The 21,717-nt window shown below is 40.3% G+C and carries 18 protein-coding genes and 1 tRNA gene; 12 read left to right on the plus strand and 7 right to left on the minus strand.

What is annotated here, in order from left to right:
- Positions 1 to 26 precede the first annotated feature (26 nt).
- From HH219_RS13000 to HH219_RS13010, 3 genes are all read right to left on the minus strand, one after another.
- The gene (locus HH219_RS13000) at positions 27 to 290 is read right to left on the minus strand and encodes a GrxA family glutaredoxin (RefSeq protein WP_054206033.1); all 264 of its coding nucleotides are present in this window, start codon (positions 288 to 290) and stop codon (positions 27 to 29) included.
- Positions 291 to 459: 169 nt separating this feature from the next.
- Positions 460 to 2,544 (minus strand): TonB-dependent receptor, encoded by a 2,085-nt coding sequence (locus HH219_RS13005; protein ID WP_211842133.1) that lies wholly within the window; start codon positions 2,542 to 2,544, stop codon positions 460 to 462.
- A gap of 127 nt (positions 2,545 to 2,671) precedes the next feature.
- Positions 2,672 to 3,166: a TlpA disulfide reductase family protein gene (locus HH219_RS13010; protein WP_169327706.1), complete on the minus strand. Its 495-nt coding sequence runs from the start codon at positions 3,164 to 3,166 to the stop codon at positions 2,672 to 2,674.
- 280 nt (positions 3,167 to 3,446) lie between these two features.
- On the opposite strand from HH219_RS13010, the gene HH219_RS13015 reads away from it, so the two are divergent.
- Positions 3,447 to 3,893 (plus strand): Hsp20 family protein, encoded by a 447-nt coding sequence (locus HH219_RS13015; RefSeq protein ID WP_054206031.1) that lies wholly within the window; start codon positions 3,447 to 3,449, stop codon positions 3,891 to 3,893.
- A gap of 112 nt (positions 3,894 to 4,005) precedes the next feature.
- On the opposite strand, the gene HH219_RS13020 is transcribed toward HH219_RS13015, so the two are convergent.
- The 4 genes from HH219_RS13020 to HH219_RS13035 form a co-directional block, all read right to left on the minus strand.
- The gene (locus HH219_RS13020; protein WP_169327707.1) at positions 4,006 to 4,545 is read right to left on the minus strand and encodes a hypothetical protein; all 540 of its coding nucleotides are present in this window, start codon (positions 4,543 to 4,545) and stop codon (positions 4,006 to 4,008) included.
- Entirely contained in the window at positions 4,542 to 5,735 is a 1,194-nt protein-coding gene (locus tag HH219_RS13025; RefSeq protein WP_169327708.1) for a peptidylprolyl isomerase, read from the minus strand. The genes HH219_RS13020 and HH219_RS13025 overlap by 4 nt, the downstream gene beginning before the upstream one ends.
- Positions 5,732 to 6,745: a phospholipase gene (locus tag HH219_RS13030; RefSeq protein WP_054455203.1), complete on the minus strand. Its 1,014-nt coding sequence runs from the start codon at positions 6,743 to 6,745 to the stop codon at positions 5,732 to 5,734. Before HH219_RS13030 ends, HH219_RS13025 begins: the two co-directional genes overlap by 4 nt.
- Positions 6,746 to 7,170: 425 nt before the next feature.
- Positions 7,171 to 8,724, minus strand: coding sequence for a cryptochrome/photolyase family protein (locus HH219_RS13035; RefSeq protein WP_169327709.1), 1,554 nt, complete (start codon positions 8,722 to 8,724; stop codon positions 7,171 to 7,173).
- 382 nt (positions 8,725 to 9,106) lie between these two features.
- On the opposite strand from HH219_RS13035, the gene HH219_RS13040 reads away from it, so the two are divergent.
- The 11 genes from HH219_RS13040 (at position 9,107) to HH219_RS13090 (ending at position 21,695) form a co-directional block, all read left to right on the plus strand.
- The gene (locus HH219_RS13040; protein ID WP_169327710.1) at positions 9,107 to 9,799 is read left to right on the plus strand and encodes a hypothetical protein; all 693 of its coding nucleotides are present in this window, start codon (positions 9,107 to 9,109) and stop codon (positions 9,797 to 9,799) included.
- A gap of 276 nt (positions 9,800 to 10,075) precedes the next feature.
- Positions 10,076 to 10,152: transfer RNA gene (locus HH219_RS13045), tRNA-Met, on the plus strand.
- A 268-nt stretch (positions 10,153 to 10,420) separates the two neighbouring features.
- Positions 10,421 to 10,876 (plus strand): ribosome maturation factor RimP, encoded by a 456-nt coding sequence (gene rimP, locus HH219_RS13050; RefSeq protein WP_054206025.1) that lies wholly within the window; start codon positions 10,421 to 10,423, stop codon positions 10,874 to 10,876.
- 38 nt (positions 10,877 to 10,914) lie between these two features.
- On the plus strand, positions 10,915 to 12,414 hold the full coding sequence (gene nusA, locus HH219_RS13055; protein ID WP_054206024.1) for a transcription termination factor NusA: 1,500 nt from the start codon (positions 10,915 to 10,917) through the stop codon (positions 12,412 to 12,414).
- Between the two features lie 25 nt (positions 12,415 to 12,439).
- On the plus strand, positions 12,440 to 15,097 hold the full coding sequence (infB, locus tag HH219_RS13060; protein WP_054206023.1) for a translation initiation factor IF-2: 2,658 nt from the start codon (positions 12,440 to 12,442) through the stop codon (positions 15,095 to 15,097).
- 110 nt (positions 15,098 to 15,207) lie between these two features.
- On the plus strand, positions 15,208 to 15,669 hold the full coding sequence (rbfA, locus tag HH219_RS13065) for a 30S ribosome-binding factor RbfA (protein ID WP_054206022.1): 462 nt from the start codon (positions 15,208 to 15,210) through the stop codon (positions 15,667 to 15,669).
- Positions 15,653 to 16,612, plus strand: a complete 960-nt coding sequence (truB, locus tag HH219_RS13070) for a tRNA pseudouridine(55) synthase TruB (protein WP_054206021.1) — start codon at positions 15,653 to 15,655, stop codon at positions 16,610 to 16,612. Before rbfA ends, truB begins: the two co-directional genes overlap by 17 nt.
- 152 nt (positions 16,613 to 16,764) lie before the next feature.
- A complete protein-coding gene (gene rpsO / locus HH219_RS13075) occupies positions 16,765 to 17,034 on the plus strand; it encodes a 30S ribosomal protein S15 (protein WP_016707659.1) in 270 nt (89 codons plus the stop codon).
- A 354-nt stretch (positions 17,035 to 17,388) separates the two neighbouring features.
- The gene (gene pnp / locus HH219_RS13080; RefSeq protein ID WP_054206020.1) at positions 17,389 to 19,515 is read left to right on the plus strand and encodes a polyribonucleotide nucleotidyltransferase; all 2,127 of its coding nucleotides are present in this window, start codon (positions 17,389 to 17,391) and stop codon (positions 19,513 to 19,515) included.
- A gap of 139 nt (positions 19,516 to 19,654) precedes the next feature.
- Entirely contained in the window at positions 19,655 to 20,533 is an 879-nt protein-coding gene (nlpI, locus tag HH219_RS13085; protein WP_054206019.1) for a lipoprotein NlpI, read from the plus strand.
- 52 nt (positions 20,534 to 20,585) lie between these two features.
- Positions 20,586 to 21,695, plus strand: a complete 1,110-nt coding sequence (locus HH219_RS13090) for a hypothetical protein (protein WP_169327711.1) — start codon at positions 20,586 to 20,588, stop codon at positions 21,693 to 21,695.
- Positions 21,696 to 21,717: the final 22 nt, after the last annotated feature.

The raw sequence follows: 21,717 nt of genomic DNA on the forward strand, positions 1-21,717 counted from the left end.
AGCTGGTTAACATATTAGACACACAGTTATTGGTAAAGGCCGAGGTTTTCTTTTGCGTACGCTTCAAATTCTGTAAAGCCCCCAATGTGTTTTTGGTCAACAAATATTTGCGGTACAGTTGGGCAAGGCTTGCCTGCTGATTGCTCTAAGTCAGCTTTGCTAACACCTTCTTTGATTATATCAACATAGCGGTATTTAAAGTCATCGCGCTGGCTTGCTAATTTTTCAGCAACGTCTTTTGCACGAACACAGAATGGGCAGCCTTCACGGCCAAAAATTACAGTTAACATATCGCTCTCCTCGATTTGATTTAAAGTGATACTAATCACTAGATATAAAAATATACAGTGCAAAAAAACGATTGGACAGTTCTATTTTTATGATTTGAGGTTTTATGATTTGAGCAATTATAAGTGAGTCACTCGAGGGCACGCCATGGAGTGACTCACTTATGCTACGTTAAAAGGTTAAGCTAAAACCAATAGACGGGCGCATTTCAAAGTCATCTTCACTTTCTTTTATGATCAAATCATTGGTTGAGGTGATTTTTTGATAATCTAAATCTATGCTGCTGGTGTTTGCTTGGCCGTAGGCGTTCATTAACTCTAAAATTAACACGCCATCTAGGCCCCAGAAGTCCGTTGTGCGCTCAAAGCGTAAATCAAGGCGATGATATACATCAAAACGTTTTGAGAACGGGTCACCGTACTCGGGCAAAAAGCGGCCTTCAAATTCAGGGTTTTCTTTTACACCAATAATAGGGGTGTAAGTTTGACCACTGCGTGCTGTGAAGTTAAAGCCACCTTGCCACTTTTCACTGATTTGATAATTAAACACCATATTGACGACTAAAGGGGTGTCAGCGTAATAGTCTCGGGTGATGTTTTGGCGTTGATCAGTACGCTCACTTTTAGCATAGCTCACAGCGAGCCAGCCATACCATTTATCCGTTTTATTTTTATTAATTAATAAGTCAACACCGTAAGCACGCCCTGTGACATCGTTGCTGTAAAGCGTTGCTGCATCAGGGTAGTTATTTAATGCTAATGGTAAATCGTCCATGGTTTTATAATACCCTTCAACAGACCATGTCCAATCACCCGCAAGTTCTTGTGCAAAACCTAGGCTGCCATGTTTTGAGGTTTGCGAACGTAAATTAGGGTTACCATGCTCTGGTAATATGTAGTCAACATCTTGCATACGGTTATAGTGGCCATATTTGGCGTTAATACTGTTACGATCATTAATAAAGTAGGTAAGCGCAAGGCGTGGCATAACAAAATCTTCATCGGTGTAATCATTGCTCTGATACTGTACACCAACTTCACTTTGCCATTGGTCATTGATATCCCAAATATGACTAGCACCAACAAAGTATTTATCAAGCGCGAGGCTGTCTTTCCCCGTGATGCGTTCGCCTTTATTTAAATCACAATCAGGGTCCAACTCAGTACAAAGATACTGAAAGCCATCGTAACTGTAAGTTGTGTCGTTATCAAAATAAGCAGCATCAAATACAAGTTGCTGAGCTTTATTGATGCGCCAATTTAAGCGGCCTTTATAGGTGATTTGTTTTTCCTGTTCTTCTTCAAAAAAACCATCACTCAAGGTGGCGCGTTTACCGTATTCTAATCGCCCTGAATGATCGAGTGCACCAATACCTAACCGTAAACTAAAGTCTTTATTAAAGTGATCCCACAAAATACTTTGGCTGGTAAATTCGCGAATGAAATCAGCATCTCCTTGATATTCTGGATTTTTTAGTGATAATTCGGCACGCTGATTAAAACCTGCTGCAACTGAATCTTTAGCGCCTGTAAATGATACCGTAAGTGCATTTTTATCATTGATGTCCCAAATCCACTTTCCTTGATAGTCATGATCATCAGGCGCATCGTTGATGGTGACACCACTGAGCTCTCCATCGTCATCTTCAAGCTCTTCACCCTTTGAGAAAAATAGGGGTAAGGTACTTTTTCGCCCTGATAAATAAAATGCGGTGTTTTCTGTTAACTGTCCTTCCATAAAAACACCGGCATTAAACATTGTAAAATCCAGTGTGGTTGTAATCGGTTGGTACTTTGGGTTACGCAGTGTTACGTCAAATACGGCACCAGTGGCATTGCTATAGCTGGAACCGTAGCCTGCAGAGTAAAGCTGGAAATCTTGAATTAAATAACGATTAAAAATAGAGCTGCCAAAATCATGAAAGATATAGCCTGCAGGCATAAAGTCAACTTCAAATAGGTTGTCATCAGGTGATGAACCACGTACAGCTGGCTCACTCATTGAGCCACCCGCAGCAACTACACCTGGTAATGCAAAAACAGCACGTAGCGGGTCGCCCATTGCGCCGGGCATAGTGACTAATTTTTCGGTGTTTTCTGTTATTTCACTGGTGATACTGCTGCGTTTATAGACAACGTCTATATGTTCCATAGTGTCTTTATTTGTTGATGTATTAGTATTTGCCTGTGCTAAAAGTGGCAAACAAAGGGCAAGCGGTGTTAAACGAAAAAGTGTGTGCAGTTGGTTGGCTATCATGTCTCTTCCATGGTTGTGAACAAATGTGATTGCCACGTATGATAGAGCTAAAAATCGTATAAATGCTTAGAAAAATGTTGTGAAAATGTACCTAAATGTAGGGAGCTGTTACAAAATGTTTCGTGGTTTATAAAGCATTTATTTTTATGCCAAGTTCACTTGAATACCCCATTGAGCGTGCGGTGATTTGTAACTGTTCGTTGATGATATAATAAGTTGGAAACGCGCTTATTTTATAATTGCTTTGAGTATGGCGATCACCTAATAGAATTGGCATTGTTAAGTTAAGATCTGATACAAAATCAACTACTTCCTGTGGGTTTCTATAATCAAGCGCAATACCAATTGCATTAATATTAGAGTCCTCTGTTACAGATTCTAGATTCGGCATACTGTATCGACAAATAGTACACCATGGTGCAAAGAAATAAACGACGGTGGTTTTGCCTTTTAGCATCGCAATATTGATCCGTTGCTCGTTGTCATTAACTAGGGGTAAATTAAAATACGGGGCAGGGCTGTTGCTTGTCGCGAGTAAATTGCGCTGCTGATATGCTGTAACTGCAAAAAAGACCACAGCAATGATGATTAGGTTGATCATCAAGCTTTTTACTTTTTTCATATTTATCTCTGTGATTAATTTTTCAGTTTATTTTAACCTTGAAAAGTAAACATCGCACCCTTATTAATTTGAGTAGGCAAAAGTAGTTTTGAAAAAATAAAATATTTTTTCAAAATAATCTTGAAAACAATTTTGCCGTCCATATATAGTTTAGTGAGGACGCCTGATGGGTCCCAATTAAACAGAAGTAATTGAAATTTATATTATTAATTAAACTTTGCCTGTGCTTGTTCAATGGAAAAGCACTTGCAAAATATCGCTTAAATATGAGGATATTATTATGCGTACAGTAGATTTATCACCACTTTATCGTTCATTCATCGGCTTTGATCATTTAGCATCTTTAATGGATGCGGCAGCTCGTACTGATAAGCAGCCAAGTTTCCCTCCGTACAATATTGAGGCGCTCGATGAAGATAAATATCGTATTACTATGGCCGTTGCTGGTTTTAGTGATAATGAGCTGACTATCGAGTCAGAAAACAACACTTTAAAAGTTGCAGGCATTAAAGACAATAAAGATGAGAGCGCACAGCGCAAGTTTATTCATCAAGGCATTGCTGAGCGTAACTTTGAGCGTAAATTCCAATTGGGTGATCATGTTAAAGTGCTCGGTGCGGACTTAGCTAATGGTTTGTTAAGTATCGACTTACAGCGTGAAATCCCTGAAGCACTTAAGCCACGTAAGATTGAAATTGGCAGTGGCAACCTGCTAGAAGGTAAATAACCAGCCCTTTGATATTCCCCTGATTTAATGTTATTTTTAGCCGCCTCTTTTGAGGCGGTTTTTTGTTTTCTGTGCGTAAAGCTCACCTCCGCGCGCACTTAAGGGTATTAGGTCAGTTGCTACCTTTGCTTTCTAACTTGGCTTGCATATTTTTTAGAACGGCTATTTTATCAATAGCCTCTTGTAACTGCGTTTGCGGGAGTCCATGTTGACGTCCTTTTTCAAGTAGGTTTTCTAGCTTTACTATTTTTTCTTTTGCTGCAATAACAAAACGTTGTTCAAGCCGTGTTTGCTGTTCGTTATGAAAGTCTAAGTAAGCTTGATGATCTAATATGTCACCTTCAAAATTGGCTGCGTTGACGGTTTTCTTTGTTATATTGGGTATATAATGAGGTGTTGTTATAGGCGTTTGTGACTGACGGCTATTGATAGTATTTACTGCCATATGGCTTTTGCTAGTGGAATTTACAACTGTTTGGTTTTTGCTTGGTGCTTTTGAATCAAAACTGATATTTGTGATGGGTAGTGACGGGGTTATATGTGGTGTCGATACAGTAACATCATTGATATATTTATGCTCTGAGAAAAAATTCACGGCTAAAAAAATTAAGCAAATAATGCCACTAATAATAAAAATAGTTTTTTTGTTCATAACAGTATTGCATTTTGTTGTTGCCAAGCTAGCCAGTTTTGTTGATAACTGTGCTTTGCTTTTTGTATTGCAATGGCTTTTTTAGCTTGGTATATAACGGTTTCGTCCGCCGAGGTAAAATATTTATAGTGGTGGTTATTGCTCATTATTACCACCCATAAACCGTCAGGTGATCGAATCACGTGGGATAGTTCATCTTCTTTTTGTGTAAAAGCCAACTGTATGACCCAATTACTTTTATTTTTACGGGTTAGCATATTTTGATACTGAGCATAAATATCATGCTGCTTAAAAGATGTTAATGCCTGAGTGAATGAGCTGTTATGTACCGCTTTTCTAAATTTAATCGCATCTTCTCGGCTTGTAAATTCAACTCCGTAAGCAGTAACGTTATTTAGATATTTAAATCTTTTTTTATTTGCTTGGTAGTAAATTTTAATTTCTTCGTCAGATATTTGCTGCTCAAGGCTATCAAGAATAGGGCTTTGTACGTGCATCATGTTTTTAATACCTAGCCAGCTTTGAATTGAAGGGCGTAAAATTTCGCCTTTAGCTAATTCCTGCAAGTGGTCAATATTTATCCCTTGTTTTAAAAGTAGTGGTGTTGCAGCTAAAAGAGCAGCATTAAATTGCCGCTTTTTAAGCACTTCACTTCTAAATAAATTACTATCACCTTGGTGTAGTCTAAAGCGTACTTGCATAGATAGCGGTGTAATAAAATCATAAAGAGTAATAGGGTTTACAAACAGTTTATTTAAACTAGTTTGCTGTAATTTAATTACTTGTTCGGCAGTATATTTACCATCTGCTGGGTAGTTAGCTAATACTTGAATAAGCCATTGGGTAGTGTATTGCGTAAAATTAACCGTTTTTATATTATGCCCAGATAAACTCAGTTGAGAGTTAAATATGTTCATTAAATAACGCTCAACATGATATTGCGTACTAAAGCCAACCTCTGATTGACGTGCTATCAGTTCAGGCATGTTTTGTTCAGCTTGCTGTAGTAAAAATTGGTTCTCAAATACGCGGGTACGAACCTCTTTGATGCTAATGTTCGTATTATGTTGTTTATATACTTGATGCATAAAGCGAACTTCCGCATTAGTATATTGGTTAAATGATGCCACTGTTAAGGGGTTATAAAGCACCCCTAATAGTAACAACAAGATTGTAGTCAATCCTTTCATTGGCGAGCTACCATCGCATGATTAAGTAAATGTACGACCATTGCAATAGCATGGGGAATAACCTGTTTTGCTGTATCTAAACGGTCGTAGTGATCTTTTGAATTAAGTACAATACCGCCTTGGGAATAAGAAAATGCTCCTCCTTGTGTTAGTAAAGGTCGAACATCTTGGCTGTTAATATCCAGTGCTGAAAATGTTTGCATTGCTTGTGTGATCAAAGCAGTGTCATTCAGTTTTTCTTGATCGTAGTAGTCTTTTACCCAACTTTCCCAGCTTGAATGATTTAGATCTGATGTTGTCCAGGTATGGTGTGGTTGCAGTAAATCAGTGGTATGGAAAACAAAACCTAATACTTGCGGGTTCCCGCTTTGTAAATAACTTTGATACCAATATTGACCTAAGTTATCAATGGGTTGAAATGGCATTTCTTCAAAATCATCATACATGCTATAGGTAGAATCACTGTCGATTCTATAATTGGCTTCAGTAACACCATAGCTATTATATTTTGACGAATCAGCATTAAACCAACCTGTCTCGCCTCCTTTTCCATCGTCAAGGTAGTCACCTTTTAACCACGCTGATGCTAGGTTATCAACAGTGCCCCATACAGTCAGCTTTTGGTAATTATAGCCGCCAAAGTCGTTACCATGTTGATCTGCTCCTTGTGTATGATTTTGAAAGTGCCAATAGCTTGTGTATTTAACAATACTTTCAGCTGCTCCCCAGACAGGAGCTTGTACGCATGAACCTGTGACTGCGCCACAAAAGAACGTATCTTCAAAGTCATCTACATCATAGGCGGCTTGACCGAGTACGTCAGCCAGTTGTGTTATGGTCATATTATTTTGCTGAGCATAGCGACTCAAAGCCAAAAATTCCGTGCTACTTGGGTGCTGCTGCATATAATTTACGGCATCAATAACAATGCGCTTATGTGTTTCTTGGCTAAACGCTTGAGCTTGGCTAGTACTTAAAAGTAATAGTGCTGTTAAAAGCTGTTTTTTCATCGTGTTCTCATAGTGTTGTGAAATAATTACTAATATTAAAAAGTAGAGTAGTTACACTATAATGACAAATTAATTAAACATTAAATTAACAACATTACCTATTTTGATACTTTGGTGCTAGGCCTGTTTATCTTTCGAGGTTGAATTTTCAGCAGTGAGTTTGGTTTTTAGGCAAGGCAGAGTCTATGATGTGTGGTTATTCCCCATAGGCGATAACTCAGTATAAATGCCAAACATGCGCTGCCCAAAGTGTTCTTCCTAGGGGCGATTAACTCTTTGTTACCTACACGGATGTAGGTAAGGGGCGTGAGCAGGACGCACAAGCTTTGCTCGGTTTTTACTTAGCCCACTCGATTACAAACCTCGCGCCGCGATTAAATTGCCCCTAGATTGAACAAATTTCAATCCACAAAGGTCAACAGGCCCTAGAGTTTTTCTATATTAGTTAAGCACCACTGCGCTCTTTTTAAAGTTGCCGATTGTTGAGTTTCGTTTTGCTTTTGCCAATTTTTATAGACCATACCTATGCGTGGGTTACGCGATAAGCGGGCTTCGTGGGTATGCATAAATAGCCAATATAAACTATTAAACGGGCAGGCTGTTTCTTCACTTTTTTGTTTGACGTTATAATGACAACCTTTACAGTAATCACTCATTTTGTTTATGTAGTTTCCGCTCGAAGCATACGGTTTTGTTGCAATTAGCCCACCATCAGCAAACTGGCTCATTCCTCGTGTGTTAGGCATTTCTACCCATTCAATGGCGTCGATATAAATTCCTAAATACCAGTTATCTACGTCATCAGGCTTGATGCCGGTCAATAAGCAGAAGTTGCCTGTGATCATCAATCGTTGAATGTGATGCGCATATGCCGTGTCTAAACTTTGATCGATTGCCTGCTTCATGCAGTTCATTTTTGTGTTACCGTGCCAAAAATAATCGGGCAATGCCCGTTTTGCATTTAGTTCGTTTTTAGTCGCGTAGTCTGGCATATTTTGCCAATAAACACCCCTTACGTATTCTCGCCAACCTAAAATCTGCCTAATAAACCCCTCAACTTGCGCCAAGTTAATTTCATTTTTTCGCTTATCAAATTCACTCAACACTTGGTTAATAACGTGCATTGGATGCAACATTTTTGTGTTAAGAGCAAAAGCGATACGACTGTGATAAAGGCTCCATTTGTGTGATGTTTGACACGTCATGGCATCTTGAAACTGACCAAAATGAGGTAAAAGGTGGGTGCAAAAGTAATCTAGTAGTTGTTTTGCTTGATTGCGACTCGTAGGCCATAAAAGAGTTGAAGAGCAATGACCTAGTGTACTTATTTTATGATTATTAATTCGCCGTAAAATAATTTCAATATCATTACTGAATACTTTAGGTTCAGGGATTGTTGCTAAGTCGGCTTTCTTTAATTTATTACGATTGTCTTGATCAAAGTTCCATTGTCCGCCTTGTGGTGCGCCATCTTTCATTAAGATATTAAAGCGTTTGCGCATCATGCGGTAAAAGAACTCCATTTTCACATGTTTATCTTTTTTAAAGTGGGCGCTAATATCACTGTAAGGTAATAGAAAATGTTCGCTATCACAGGCGCTTACTTTCAAAGATATGTGTGATTCTAACTGCTGCATTTGCTGATATAGCCGATATTCATCTGGATACTGATACTGGATTTCCTGGCATTGGTATTGCTCAGCTAAACGCTTTAAAAGAGTTGTAATGGACTCATCATGTTGGGTGTCATCAAGGGTTAAATGCAACACATTTAATTGTGATTTTTTAAGGGCACTGGCAAAGTTTTCCATAGCTGAAAAAAATGCTGCGACTTTTTGTATATGATGCTTTACATAATTAGTCTCTTGTTTTAATTCAGCAATGACATAAAGGTATTGCGCTTGGTTTTCTTCTTTATACCAAGTGTGATTTGCATTGAGCTGGTCGCCAAAAATAAATCGTAATATTTTATATGCCATAAACTTAACCTAAAACACTTTTATACGATTGACCTCTAAAGTTGGATCTCATTATGTAAGGCGTGCTGGCCAAAGCGTTCTTCCTAGTCTTTGTTGCTCGGTTTTTACTTAGCCCGCTAGGTTACAAACTTCGCGCCGCGATTAAATCGCCCCAATATCTACGCAGATTGGTATTAACCCCCTGTGAAACGCTGAAGTTTGCATCTTGAGGTTGTTTGTATATAAATGTGGTATAAAAAGAAATTCAAACAAAGGAATGTAATCTGTGATTAATCGTCAGTACCATAGTGAAATATTAAAAATTGCTTTATCTTGCCTGATTACCCTTTGTTACGTGGGGCCTTTACATGCCAACGTTTATAAATGTGAGAACAAAGGGGTCGTGGAATTTAGTCAATTTCCATGCGGGGAAAATGCTGAGTTTATTGTTGTAAAAGAACAAAAAAGCGTACCTACACCAAAAGTTATACTGGAGGCAACGGGGGAGTCTGATATTGATAGCTATATTCGTTTGAAACAGATTGACGCGCAGATCCAACAACATCAAGATAAGATCGATACACTTAGCGTTAAAATGAATAAAATAATTGCAGCGTTAGTAAATCAATCTGATGCGCAGCTTAATAACTTATCGGGTGCAAAAAAGGATATTGCAATAGCAAATCAAATGACTAACGCTTCACAACGATTTACTGTGTTAATTGAACGTGAACAGCATGACATTGATCGTTTAGTCAGTGAAAAAAAACATTTAAAAGAAAACCAAAACAGTGATGTTAAAAGTACACAAACGCCACAGAGTAAAGGTATAGATTCATTTATTCGTTTACAGACAATTAAGCGAGAGATGCAAAGGCATCAGGCAAAAATAAATACATATCAAATCAACATGAACCAGCAAATATCAGCGCTTGAGGATGAAGTAAGTGAACAGCCAACGAATATCACGGATGCGACTTATGATGATTCATTATCCAGAAAGATGGAGGCGGTAACATCTAAGTATCATACATTAATAGACGTAGAGCAGCGTCAGATCGATAGACTTCATTCTGAAATGATTAGCTTACAGTAATCACACGGCATCAATTGGTTCGTCATATATATTACTCAACGCTGTGATGATATTTGCTTTTTAATTGTTTATTGAGAGATACGATACTGGGTTTGATTATTGCAATGCTATGCAATAATTGTTGTTTATCGTGAGTGTTTATCCCATGGATTTCGATTGTGTTTTCTTTACTAGTTTTTGGTTGCTAATTACAGCAACCCTCTTTATAATAGGCGTTATTGTTTAGCTTAGCTTACTTTTGCTAAATATGTATCAAGGACACTTGATGCTAGTTGTCGCGGGATGGAGCAGTCTGGTAGCTCGTCGGGCTCATAACCCGAAGGTCGTCGGTTCAAATCCGGCTCCCGCAACCACAACTTTGAGTAGCGATTTTTTGTTACTGATTTGAAATCGCGCATTCTATGTAATGCGCGTTTTGCGTTTAAGCAGTTGTGCTTATTCAGGTGGCCTTTAGCTACCCGCAACCAAGCTTGGCCCATGGCCACACAGTTTTATGCTTTAGGTGTGACGCCCCGCTTGGTTCGGGGCGTTGTTGTATCTGCACCACTTGGTTTTATACCAAGGAATAAGTTAAGTATTTTAGGGCTATAAGCCCTTTTTTTGTTTGTATGGAGGATTTTCGTGACAAAACTTGAGCAAGATTTATTAACCATGCTTTCACCGTCAGTAGAGATGTTAGGCTTTGAATTACATGGTCTTGAGTTTGTGCAAGCCGGTCGCCATTCTACGCTTAGAGTCTACATTGATCATGAAGCGGGGATTTCAGTCGATAATTGTGCTGACGCAAGTCGTCAAATTAGCGCAATTTTAGACGTCGAAGACCCAATTACAAACGAATATGATTTGGAAGTGTCGTCTCCGGGTGTTGATCGTCTATTATTCAAACAAGACCATTACGAGAAGGCGCAAGGAGAGGAAGTACGCGTACGTACTAAACTTCCACAGGATGGTCGTCGTAATTTTAAAGGCGACTTAGTATCAGTTAGCAGTGATATGATCACACTATCAAGTGATGGTGCTGAGCATCTAATCATGCTGAGCAACGTTGAACGTGCGAACATCATCGCAAAGTTTTAATACGAGTGCGAAGGAATAGGGCAAGCGAGGCATTACCCATGGCAAAAGAGATATTATTGGTTGCTGAAGCCGTTTCCAATGAGAAAGCGGTTCCAAAAGAAAAGATTTTCGAAGCGTTAGAGTTCGCATTAGCGACAGCGACTAAGAAAAAACATATTGGCGAAATTGAAGTTCGTGTAGCAATTGACCGTAAAACGGGTGACTACGACACATTTCGTCGTTGGCAGATTGCTCCAGTACTTGAAGATGGTTCACTTGAAAACCCATACAGCGAAATTACATTAGAAGCTGCACAAGTTGAAGATGAAAATCTACAAATGGGTGACTTTGTTGAAGAGCAAATTGAATCAATCAAGTTTGATCGAATCACAACACAAATGGCCAAACAGGTAATCGTACAAAAAGTACGTGAAGCTGAACGCGCATTAGTAGTTGAAGCATATAAAGATCAAGAAGGCGAGTTAGTAACGGGTGTTGTAAAAAAAGCAACGCGTGATGCAATCGTGCTTGATTTAGGTAATAATGCAGAAGCGGTAATTTACCGTGATGACATGTTACCTCGTGAAAACTTCCGTCCAGGCGATCGTATTCGTGGTCTACTTTACGAAGTAAAACCAGAAGCACGCGGCGCACAGTTATTTGTAACGCGCTCTAAGCCTGAAATGCTGATGGAGTTGTTCCGCATTGAGGTGCCAGAAATTGGCGAAGAGATGATTGAATTACGTGCCGCTGCACGTGATCCAGGTTCACGTGCTAAAATCGCTGTAAAATCTAACGACAAACGTATTGATCCAATTGGTGCGTGTGTTGGTATGCGTGGCGCACGTGTACAAGCTGTGTCTACAGAGCTTGGTGGTGAACGTGTTGATATCGTACTATATGACGATAATCCAGCACAGTTTGTTATCAATGCAATGTCACCGGCTGAAGTTGCATCTATCGTAATGGATGAAGATACGCATTCTATGGATATCGCTGTTGAAGCTGATAACCTAGCACAAGCAATTGGTCGTAACGGTCAAAACGTTCGTCTTGCTAGCCAGTTAACTGGTTGGGAATTAAACGTAATGACAGTTGAAGACATGCGTACTAAGAACGAAGCTGAGTCAGACAAGCTAATTAACTTATTTACACAAAACCTTGATATCGATGATGATTTTGCGTCATTGCTTATTAATGAAGGTTTCTCAACACTTGAAGAAGTAGCCTATGTACCAGCTGCTGAGTTTTTAGAAATTGATGGTTTAGATGAAGAAATGGTTGATTTACTTCGTTCGCGTGCAAAAGATGCATTAACAACGAAAGCATTGAAAACAGAAGAAAGCCTTGAAGGTGCAGAGCCTGCTGAAGATTTATTAGCACTTGAAGGGTTAGAACGTCACCTAGCGTTTGTTATGGCAAGCAAAGGGGTTGTTACGTTAGAAGATTTAGCAGAACAAGGTATTGACGAATTAGTAGATATTACAGAGCTTTCTTCTGAGAAAGCGGGTGAGCTAATTATGGCTGCACGTAATATTTGTTGGTTCGCAGACGAGTAATTTATTAACGGAGGTATTAGAGACTATGGCAGAAGTAAATGTTGAAAAACTAGCCGGGGATATTGGTACAACTGTTGATAAATTACTTCAACAACTATCGCAAGCCGGTATCACTAAGCAAGCAGGTGATAATGTAACTGAAGCTGAAAAAGCAACGTTACTTGATCACTTAAGCAAGCAACATGGCGGCACAGGCTCAGATGGCCCTGCACGTATGACTTTACAACGTAAGAGCAAAAGCACACTGAGTGTAACTGGCTCTACAGGTCAAGCAAAGTCTGTACAGGTTGAGGTTCGCAAAACCCGTACTTACGTGAAGAAAAGCGCTATTGAGCAAGAGCAAGAACAAGCACGTATAGCAGCTGAAGAAGCCGCTCGTCGTGAAGTTGAGCAAAAGGCAGCGCAAGAAGCTGCTGAGCTTAAAGCAAAACAAGATGCAGAGCGTAAAGCCAAAGAAGAGGCTGACCGTAAAGCAAAAGAGGAAGCTAAACGTAAAGCAGATGCTGAACGTGCAGCAAAACAGAAGCAGATGACCCCAGAGCAAAGCGCTAAGTCAGAGAAAGATCGCGTTGAAGCTGAGCGTCTGCAAAAAGAAGCAGAAGAGGCCGCATTGAAGAAAGCTGAAGAAGAAGCGAAACGTCAAGCAGAAGAAGCAAGAAAGCTAGCTGAAGAAAACTCAGCACGCTGGAAGAAAGAAGAAGAAGAACGTAAGAAACGCGAAGAGACAGCGGATCACCATCTTACGACTTCAACTTACGCACGTGAAGCAGAAGATGTTGCCGATGCTCGTGATGAGCAAGGTACACGCCGTGCGAAGAAAAAGAAAAAAGCCCCAGCGAAAGAGAAGTTTTCTCCTTCGAGAGGCAAAAAAGGTAAGCTAAAAGCACCAGCATCATTACAGCACGGTTTCCAAAAACCAACTGTTGATGTTAAAAACGAAGTGCGTATTAGTGAAACAATTACAGTCGCTGAGCTTGCATCACGCATGGCAGTTAAAGGCGCTGAAGTTGTTAAAACAATGATGAAAATGGGTGACATGGTTACCATTAACCAAGTGATTGACCAAGAAGCTGCACAGTTAGTTGCAGAAGAAATGGGTCACAAGGTTATCATTGTTAAAGAAAATGAATTAGAGCAAACAGTACTAAATGACCGCCATGAAGATGGTAAGTCTGAGCCTCGTGCTCCAGTAGTAACTGTAATGGGTCATGTTGACCATGGTAAAACATCAACACTTGATTACATTCGCTCAGCGAAAGTGGCATCAGGTGAAGCGGGTGGTATCACACAGCATATTGGTGCTTATCATGTTGATGTTAATGGCAACATGATCACGTTCTTAGATACTCCAGGTCACGCGGCGTTTACATCAATGCGTGCTCGTGGTGCTAAAGCGACTGATATTGTAATCCTAGTGGTAGCAGCAGATGATGGTGTAATGCCACAGACTAAAGAAGCAGTACAGCATGCGCGTGCAGCTGGCGTTCCTTTAATCATTGCTGTTAACAAAATGGATAAAGAAGGCGTAGACCCAGATCGCGTTAAGAATGAGCTTGCTCAACTAGACGTTATTCCTGAAGAGTGGGGCGGTGATACACAGTACGTGCATATTTCTGCTAAAACTGGTTTAGGTATTGATGAGCTTCTAGAAGCGGTATTAAACCAATCTGAACTACTTGAGCTTACAGCCCCAAGTGTTGGTATGGCGGCTGGTGTTGTTATTGAATCTCGTCTTGATAAAGGCCGTGGTCCAGTTGCATCTGTACTTGTTCAATCAGGTACGCTTAACCAAGGTGACATTGTATTATGTGGTCTTGAGTATGGTCGTGTTCGTGCAATGCGCGATGAGAACGGTAAAGACATTCGCTCTGCAGGTCCTTCTATCCCAGTTGAAATCTTAGGTTTATCAGGCATTCCAGCTGCTGGTGATGAAGCAACTGTTGTTAAAGATGAGCGTAAAGCGCGTGAAGTTGCACTTTACCGTCAAGGTAAATTCCGTGATGTTAAGTTAGCGCGTCAGCAAAAAGCGAAGCTTGAAAACATGTTTACTAACATGACTGAAGGCGATGTGTCTGAAGTTAATGTAGTACTTAAAGCAGACGTTCAGGGTTCTATCGAAGCGATTTCTGATTCATTGACTCGATTGTCAACAGATGAAGTTAAAGTGAAGATTGTTGGTTCTGGTGTTGGTGGTATCACTGAGACAGATGCAACACTTGCTGCAGCATCTAACGCAATCGTGGTTGGCTTTAACGTTCGTGCTGATGCATCTGCTCGTAAAGTGATTGAGACTGAAAACTTAGATTTACGTTATTACAGCGTGATCTACAGCTTGATTGACGAAGTTAAACAAGCCATGTCTGGCATGTTAGCACCTGAGTTCAAGCAAGAGATCATTGGTCTTGCTCAAGTACGTGACGTATTTAAGTCACCAAAAATTGGCGCTATCGCTGGTTGTATGGTTACTGAAGGTACGATTAAGCGTAGCGCGCCAATTCGTGTATTACGTGAAAACGTGGTTATCTACGAAGGTGAGCTTGAGTCACTGCGTCGCTTTAAAGACGATGTTGCTGATGTTCGTAACGGCATGGAATGTGGTATCGGCGTTAAGAACTACAACGACGTTCGCGTTGGTGACCAAATCGAAGTATTCGAGACAGTTGAAGTACAACGTACTCTTTAATTGCTCGTAAGCTAAGATTATAAATGGGGGCTTAGCCCCCATTTGTGTATCCATTATTTAAATAACTTATTTATATTTCTCAATGAGTTATAATTTTAGAGTAAAGTATAATGAGAGAATTTTCTCGTACTGATCGTGTTGCTCAGCAAATTCAAAAAGAAATTGCTGTTATATTGCAACGTGAAATAAAAGATCCACGCTTAGGCATGGTGACAGTGTCGGCTGTAGAAGTATCACGCGACTTGTCTTACGCTAAAGTATTCATTACTGTTTTTAATATAGAAGATGAAAATGCAGCGAAGCAAAGTGCTAACGTATTAAACGAAGCAACAGGATACATCCGCTCATTATTGGGTAAACGTATTCGCGCCCGTATTATGCCGGAGCTGAAGTTTGTAGTTGATAACTCACTGATGGAAGGCATGCGCATTTCTAACTTAGTGGATTCAATCATTCGTGAAGACAATGCTAAGCATGTAGATGACGAAGCTGATAGCGTTGATGACGTTAATCAAGTAGATGACGAAACAGATAGCGAAGAAGGCACAAATACAGATGGCAAAGCGCAGTAAAGGCCGTCCTGTTGACGGTATTTTGTTGTTAAACAAACCACACGGTATTTCATCAAATAAAGCATTACAGCAAGCTAAGGGTGCTTATTTTGCACAAAAAGCGGGGCACACAGGTGCTCTTGACCCGCTTGCAACGGGTATGCTGCCGATCTGCTTTGGTGAGGCTACCAAGTTCACGCAGTTTTTACTTGATACTGACAAAACCTATGTTGTGCGCGCCAAATTAGGCGAGCGTACTACAACGTCTGATTCTGATGGTGAAATTGTCAGTACCAAAGATGTCAATGTGACGCGTGAGCAACTGATAAAAGAAATTGCCGCATTTGTTGGCGAGTCTGATCAATACCCGTCAATGTACTCAGCACTTAAGTATCAAGGGCGACCTTTATATAAGTATGCGCGCGAAGGGATTGAAGTACCTCGTAAATGCAGAAAAATAAATGTGTTTAGCTTAACGTTCGATGAGTTTGATGAACAGCGCAATGAAATTCAAATGACGGCCCACGTCTCAAAAGGGACGTATATTCGTACCATCGTAGACGATCTAGGTGAAAATTTAGGCTGTGGCGCACATGTTATTATGCTACACAGAACCGCTGTTGGTCAGTACCCTGCAGATAAAATGGTCTCCTTGGATGAAGTTGAAGCGCTACTTGCAAAAGCGAAAAGTGAAGAAATTGTTCTTTCAACTTATTTAGATGCGTTGCTATTACCAATTGATACTGCGTTAGTTGATTTACCGGTTGTTGAAATAACGAAAGCGCAAGGCTCTGTGTTTAGTCACGGGCAGGCGGTCGAATTACCAATAGCGTTACCTGATGGTTCAATTAAGGTATTGGCTGATGGTGTTTTCATCGGTACAGGCGAAGCGAATGCTAACGGTCACTTAAAAGTGAAGCGTGGACTTGCCAGTCAGCAAGATGATTACGTAAAACCTGAATAGCTGAAGTTGTTATTTAAAGCTGGCTATTAGCCATAGATGGGGATAATTAACTTGTAGTTATCCCCATACTTGGTAGAATACGCCCGCTTAATCGTTTTGGCTGAATTAGTGATCGGCTAAGACACCTTTTAAATTTTATTTTTGGAGTTATTATGTCACTAAGTAATCAAGAAAAGATCGATATCATTGCAAAATTCGCACGCGCTGAAGGCGACACTGGTTCACCTGAAGTACAAGTTGCACTTTTAACTTTTGATATCAACAAGCTTCAAGGTCACTTTGCTGATCACAAGCATGACTTCCACTCACGTCGTGGTCTGCTTCGTAAAGTAAGCACTCGCCGTAAACTGCTTGATTACCTTAAAGGTAAAGACATTGCACGTTATACTGCGTTAATCCAAGAACTTGGCCTACGTCGCTAAGAACTAGATTACATAGAAAGGAGCTTTTTAGCTCCTTTTTTTGTGTCTAAAATTTGTCAAATATTTTGCTGCTTTTATCCTAAAACGCTTGAAAAGTAGGTTGAAATCCCCACCATAACTTCTGGACTATACGTGTAAGCAAAGTGACATCAAGAGTCTGTATTATCTAGTCGCTAGACTCGCATTTTTATGTGGCTTTGGTATATACTACGCGCGTAGATAAAAAGGTTTGTCTACGCTTATTCGCATCATTGCCAATTGTAGTACTTAATTGATTTCCAACTGAATACAATTATGTACTGTAATTGGTACTTTGATGACAACTTATTAGAACACATTTAAGGAACATTTTAAGTGCAAGCAATTATTAAAGAATTCCAACTAGGTCAGCACACAGTGACCATCGAAACAGGTGCTATCGCACGTCAAGCTGACGGCGCAGTACTAGCAAGCATTGGTGATACATCAGTTTTAGTAACTGTTGTTGGTAAGCGTGAAGCGCAACCTGGCCAAGACTTTTTCCCGCTAACAGTTAACTACCAAGAGCGTATGTACGCTGCTGGTCGTATCCCTGGTGGTTTCTTAAAGCGTGAAGGTCGTCCTAACGACGGTGAAACACTTATTGCACGTCTTATTGACCGTCCAATTCGTCCACTTTTCCCAAGCGGTTTCGTAAACGAAGTACAAGTTATTGCTACTGTTGTTTCTGTTAACCCTGAAATCCAACCTGATATGGTTGCGATGATTGGTACTTCAGCAGCGTTAGCTATTTCAGGTATCCCATTCAGTGGTCCAATTGGTGCTGCTCGCGTTGGTTATATCAACGGTGAATATGTACTTAACCCTACATTAAAAGAGCTTGAAGAAAGCCAACTTGATTTAGTGGTAGCAGGTACTGATAAAGCGGTACTTATGGTTGAGTCAGAAGCTAACGTACTTGCAGAAGACGTAATGCTTGGTGCTGTTGTATATGGTCATGAGCAATCTCAAGCGATCATTACTGCAATTGAAGAGTTTAAAGCACAAGCAGGTAAGCCTACATGGGATTGGACTGCACCTGCGAAAAACGTAGCGCTTGAAGATAAAGTAGCCGCTATTGCAGCTGAGAAAGTAGGCGAAGCTTACCGCATCACTGATAAAGTTGCTCGTAAAGAAGCACTTGGCGTAGCTAAAGATGAAGTTGTTGCAGTATTAACAGCCGAACTTGCTGAAGGCGAGTCTCTAGACAAGCAAGAAGTTGGCAAAGTATTCGGTTCATTAGAGAAGAAAATCGTTCGTGGCCGTATCGCTTCTGGCGAGAAACGTATTGATGGTCGTGAACCAGATATGATCCGTGCACTAGACGTAATGACTGGCGTATTGCCACGTACTCACGGCTCTGCAATCTTTACGCGCGGTGAAACTCAAGCACTTGTTACAGCTACACTTGGTACAGAGCGTGATTCACAGTTAATCGATGATTTAACTGGCACGCACAAAAACCACTTTATGCTTAACTATAACTTCCCTCCGTTCTGCGTAGGTGAAACTGGTTTTGTTGGTTCTCCTAAGCGTCGCGAAATCGGCCATGGTAACCTAGCTAAGCGTGGTATTGCAGCTGTAATGCCAACATTGACTGAGTTCCCTTACTCAATCCGTGTTGTATCTGAGATCACTGAATCAAATGGTTCATCTTCAATGGCCTCTGTATGTGGTACTTCACTTGCACTTATGAATGCAGGTGTACCAATCAAAGCTTCTGTTGCGGGTATCGCGATGGGCCTAGTTAAAGAAGATGAGAAGTTCGTTGTTCTTTCTGACATCTTAGGTGATGAAGATCACTTAGGTGACATGGACTTTAAAGTGGCGGGTACTGCTGCAGGTATCACTGCACTACAGATGGATATCAAAATTGAAGGTATCACACAAGAAATCATGCAAATTGCGCTTAAACAAGCAAAAGCTGCACGTTTACACATTCTAGGTGTGATGGACGAAGCAATCTCAGCACCGTCTGAAGAACTTTCAATGTTTGCTCCACGTATCTACACAATGAAGATACCACAGAAGAAAATCGCTGAAGTTATCGGTAAAGGCGGCGCAACTATTCGTCAACTTACTGAAGAAACAGGTACTACGATTGAAATCGGTGATGATGGCACAATCAAAATTGCAGCAACTGACGGCGAAAGCGCAGCAAATGCAATTAGCCGCATTGAGCAATTAACAGCTGAGCTTGAAGTAGGTACTATCTACGAAGGTAAAGTTGTACGTATCGTTGATTTCGGTGCGTTCGTAAACATTCTTCCTGGTAAAGATGGTCTAGTACATATTTCTCAAATTAGTACTGAGCGCGTAAATAACGTTGCTGATCACCTTTCTGAGGGTCAAGAAGTTAAAGTTAAAGTACTAGAAGTAGATCGCCAAGGTCGCGTACGTCTAAGTATCAAAGAAGCAATGGAATCAGCAGCACCTGCAGCTGACGCACCTACTGACGCTTAATTGTTGATATTTAATCCAGATATTCTCTGGATAGCATAAAAAAGGGGCTGTATAGCCTCTTTTTTTATGCTTTAATGAAACCTCTTTGGATAGCACTTGTCTTATCTGTTTGCTACTTATCTAGGTATTAAGGATTTTAATGATACTTAAACACATCGCTTTAGCATCGTTTGCTGTTTTGTCTTTAAGCGCTTGTCAGTCAACGTCTCAAGCTGAACCAACGCCAATTGTAAACGTCCCTTTTACAGCTCCTTTAGCGTCTGATTTTCGTAGTGAAATAGCGATAGCGCGTTACTCAGAGCTATTAAATCGTACTGATTTAGAGCCAGAACAACAAGCTAAGTTATATTACGACCGTGGAGTATTATTCGATAGCTTAGGGATGCCGACGCTGGCACGTATTGATTTTAATCGCGCTGTACAATTAAAGCCCAACTTGGCTGAGGTGTATAACTTTTTAGGTATTCACCACACCTTGATGCAGCAATATGAAAAAGCTTACGAACTTTTTGATTCTGCACTAGAGCTCAATGAACAGCATGAATATGCATATTTGAATCGTGGTATTGCGCTCTATTATGGAAACAGACCTGTATTAGCATCGGCTGATCTGTCTGAGTTTTTAGCCCGTGCACCAAGTGACCCATATCGTGTTTTATGGCTTTATCTTGCGCAAGCTGATGATGAACCAATAAAAGCTCTTGCAAATCTAAAAGCAAATGCACAAGGACTAGACGATAGCCAGTGGGCATATGGGCTAATTTCATTGTATTTAGGTGATATGAGCGAACATTCTTTTTTGGCAACCATCAGCGAAGGTGTAAAGTCAGAGCAAGAATATGCTCAACGTTTATGTGAGGCTTATTTTTATCTTGCAAAAATGTATCAAGCAGAAGGGCTTAATTATCAAGCAGCAGACTTTTTTAGGTTAACACTTGCAACTAATGTCCATGAATTTGTTGAATATAAATATGCACGTTTAGAGCTTGAGTTAATGGCTGGTGATAACGCTAGTTAAATGGCTAATCAGCGTTGTTGTTATACTGAGCTTAGGAGGGTTACCTAGCTCGGTGAATCAGCATCACGCTCTTGCTTTTTGGCATGTAAAACATACCCCGACTTCGATTTTTATAAACTATTACCGCTTTGCTGATGATTTTAAATCCCTGTTGAGTTCTTTGCCCGATCCTACATTATATTTATTAGCTTTGAGCGGTGAAGCTGATGCACAGTTTGTTTGGGCATTACGCTTATTAAAAAATGGTAAGGGGCAATCTGCCTTACCTTTTTGGCGAGCGAGCGCTGCCCAACAAAATGCTGATAAACGCCGTAAACTCAGTGCGTTATTGCTGAAATTAGAGCGTTGGGACGATTTAACCGCATTATCACAGCTGCATTTGTTGCCTGAAAGCGATGCAGCAGAGCAATTAAAATTACAATATAGTGCGGCGCCAGCGAGTATTGATCAACGCTTTGCAAGCCATGAGGGTTTTTTATTATCTTTTGCACAGCAACAAGCACAATCGCATTGTCAGTTTAATGTGCTGATGATGACAGATCATCGCCAAGGCTTAGCACAACTCAATATATTTAAAACCCGCTATCAAATAGAACCTCAACCAAGAGCAGGAAGCTTTTGTTTTAGTAAACCCATTTACTTAGGGGACTCAATAAACTGTCAACAACATCCAGAGCATGCAGCACGATGCGATTGGCGGCCGCTTGTTAACAATAAAGTATGGCCAACTGGATTTGACTTTATTGTGATGATGACACGCAGTGGTTTAGGTAACGTCAGTGGTGGAATCATGCACCTAAATTCAGCGAGTCACTACGGATTATTTTTACATGAGCTCATGCATTTCAGTGGTTTTGAAGATGAGTACGTTTTACCAGCAACTAAGCAAGCATGGTTATGCCAGCAAAAAGGCTTTGTAGCGCCAAACTTATTTATTGCAAATGGAGTGACGCCGCCTATTGGTTGGCAACAAAGTGATAGTTGTCAGACAGCAATAAAAGCGTATAAACCCAGTGAAAATTGGTCAATAATGCAATATCAACAGATCCCACTCTCGCAACAATATCAGCAATTATGGTTAAAGCAAATAGCAAACCCAGCAGAGCAACCGATACGTTTTGGTGATTATTTCACGCAGCTTGAAGAGAAAATTTCTTTTTAGATAAAATGATAAATAAAACGAA

It is taken from the genome of Pseudoalteromonas sp. NEC-BIFX-2020_015 (assembly GCF_012952265.1).
Classification (GTDB): Bacteria; Pseudomonadota; Gammaproteobacteria; order Enterobacterales; family Alteromonadaceae; genus Pseudoalteromonas; species Pseudoalteromonas neustonica.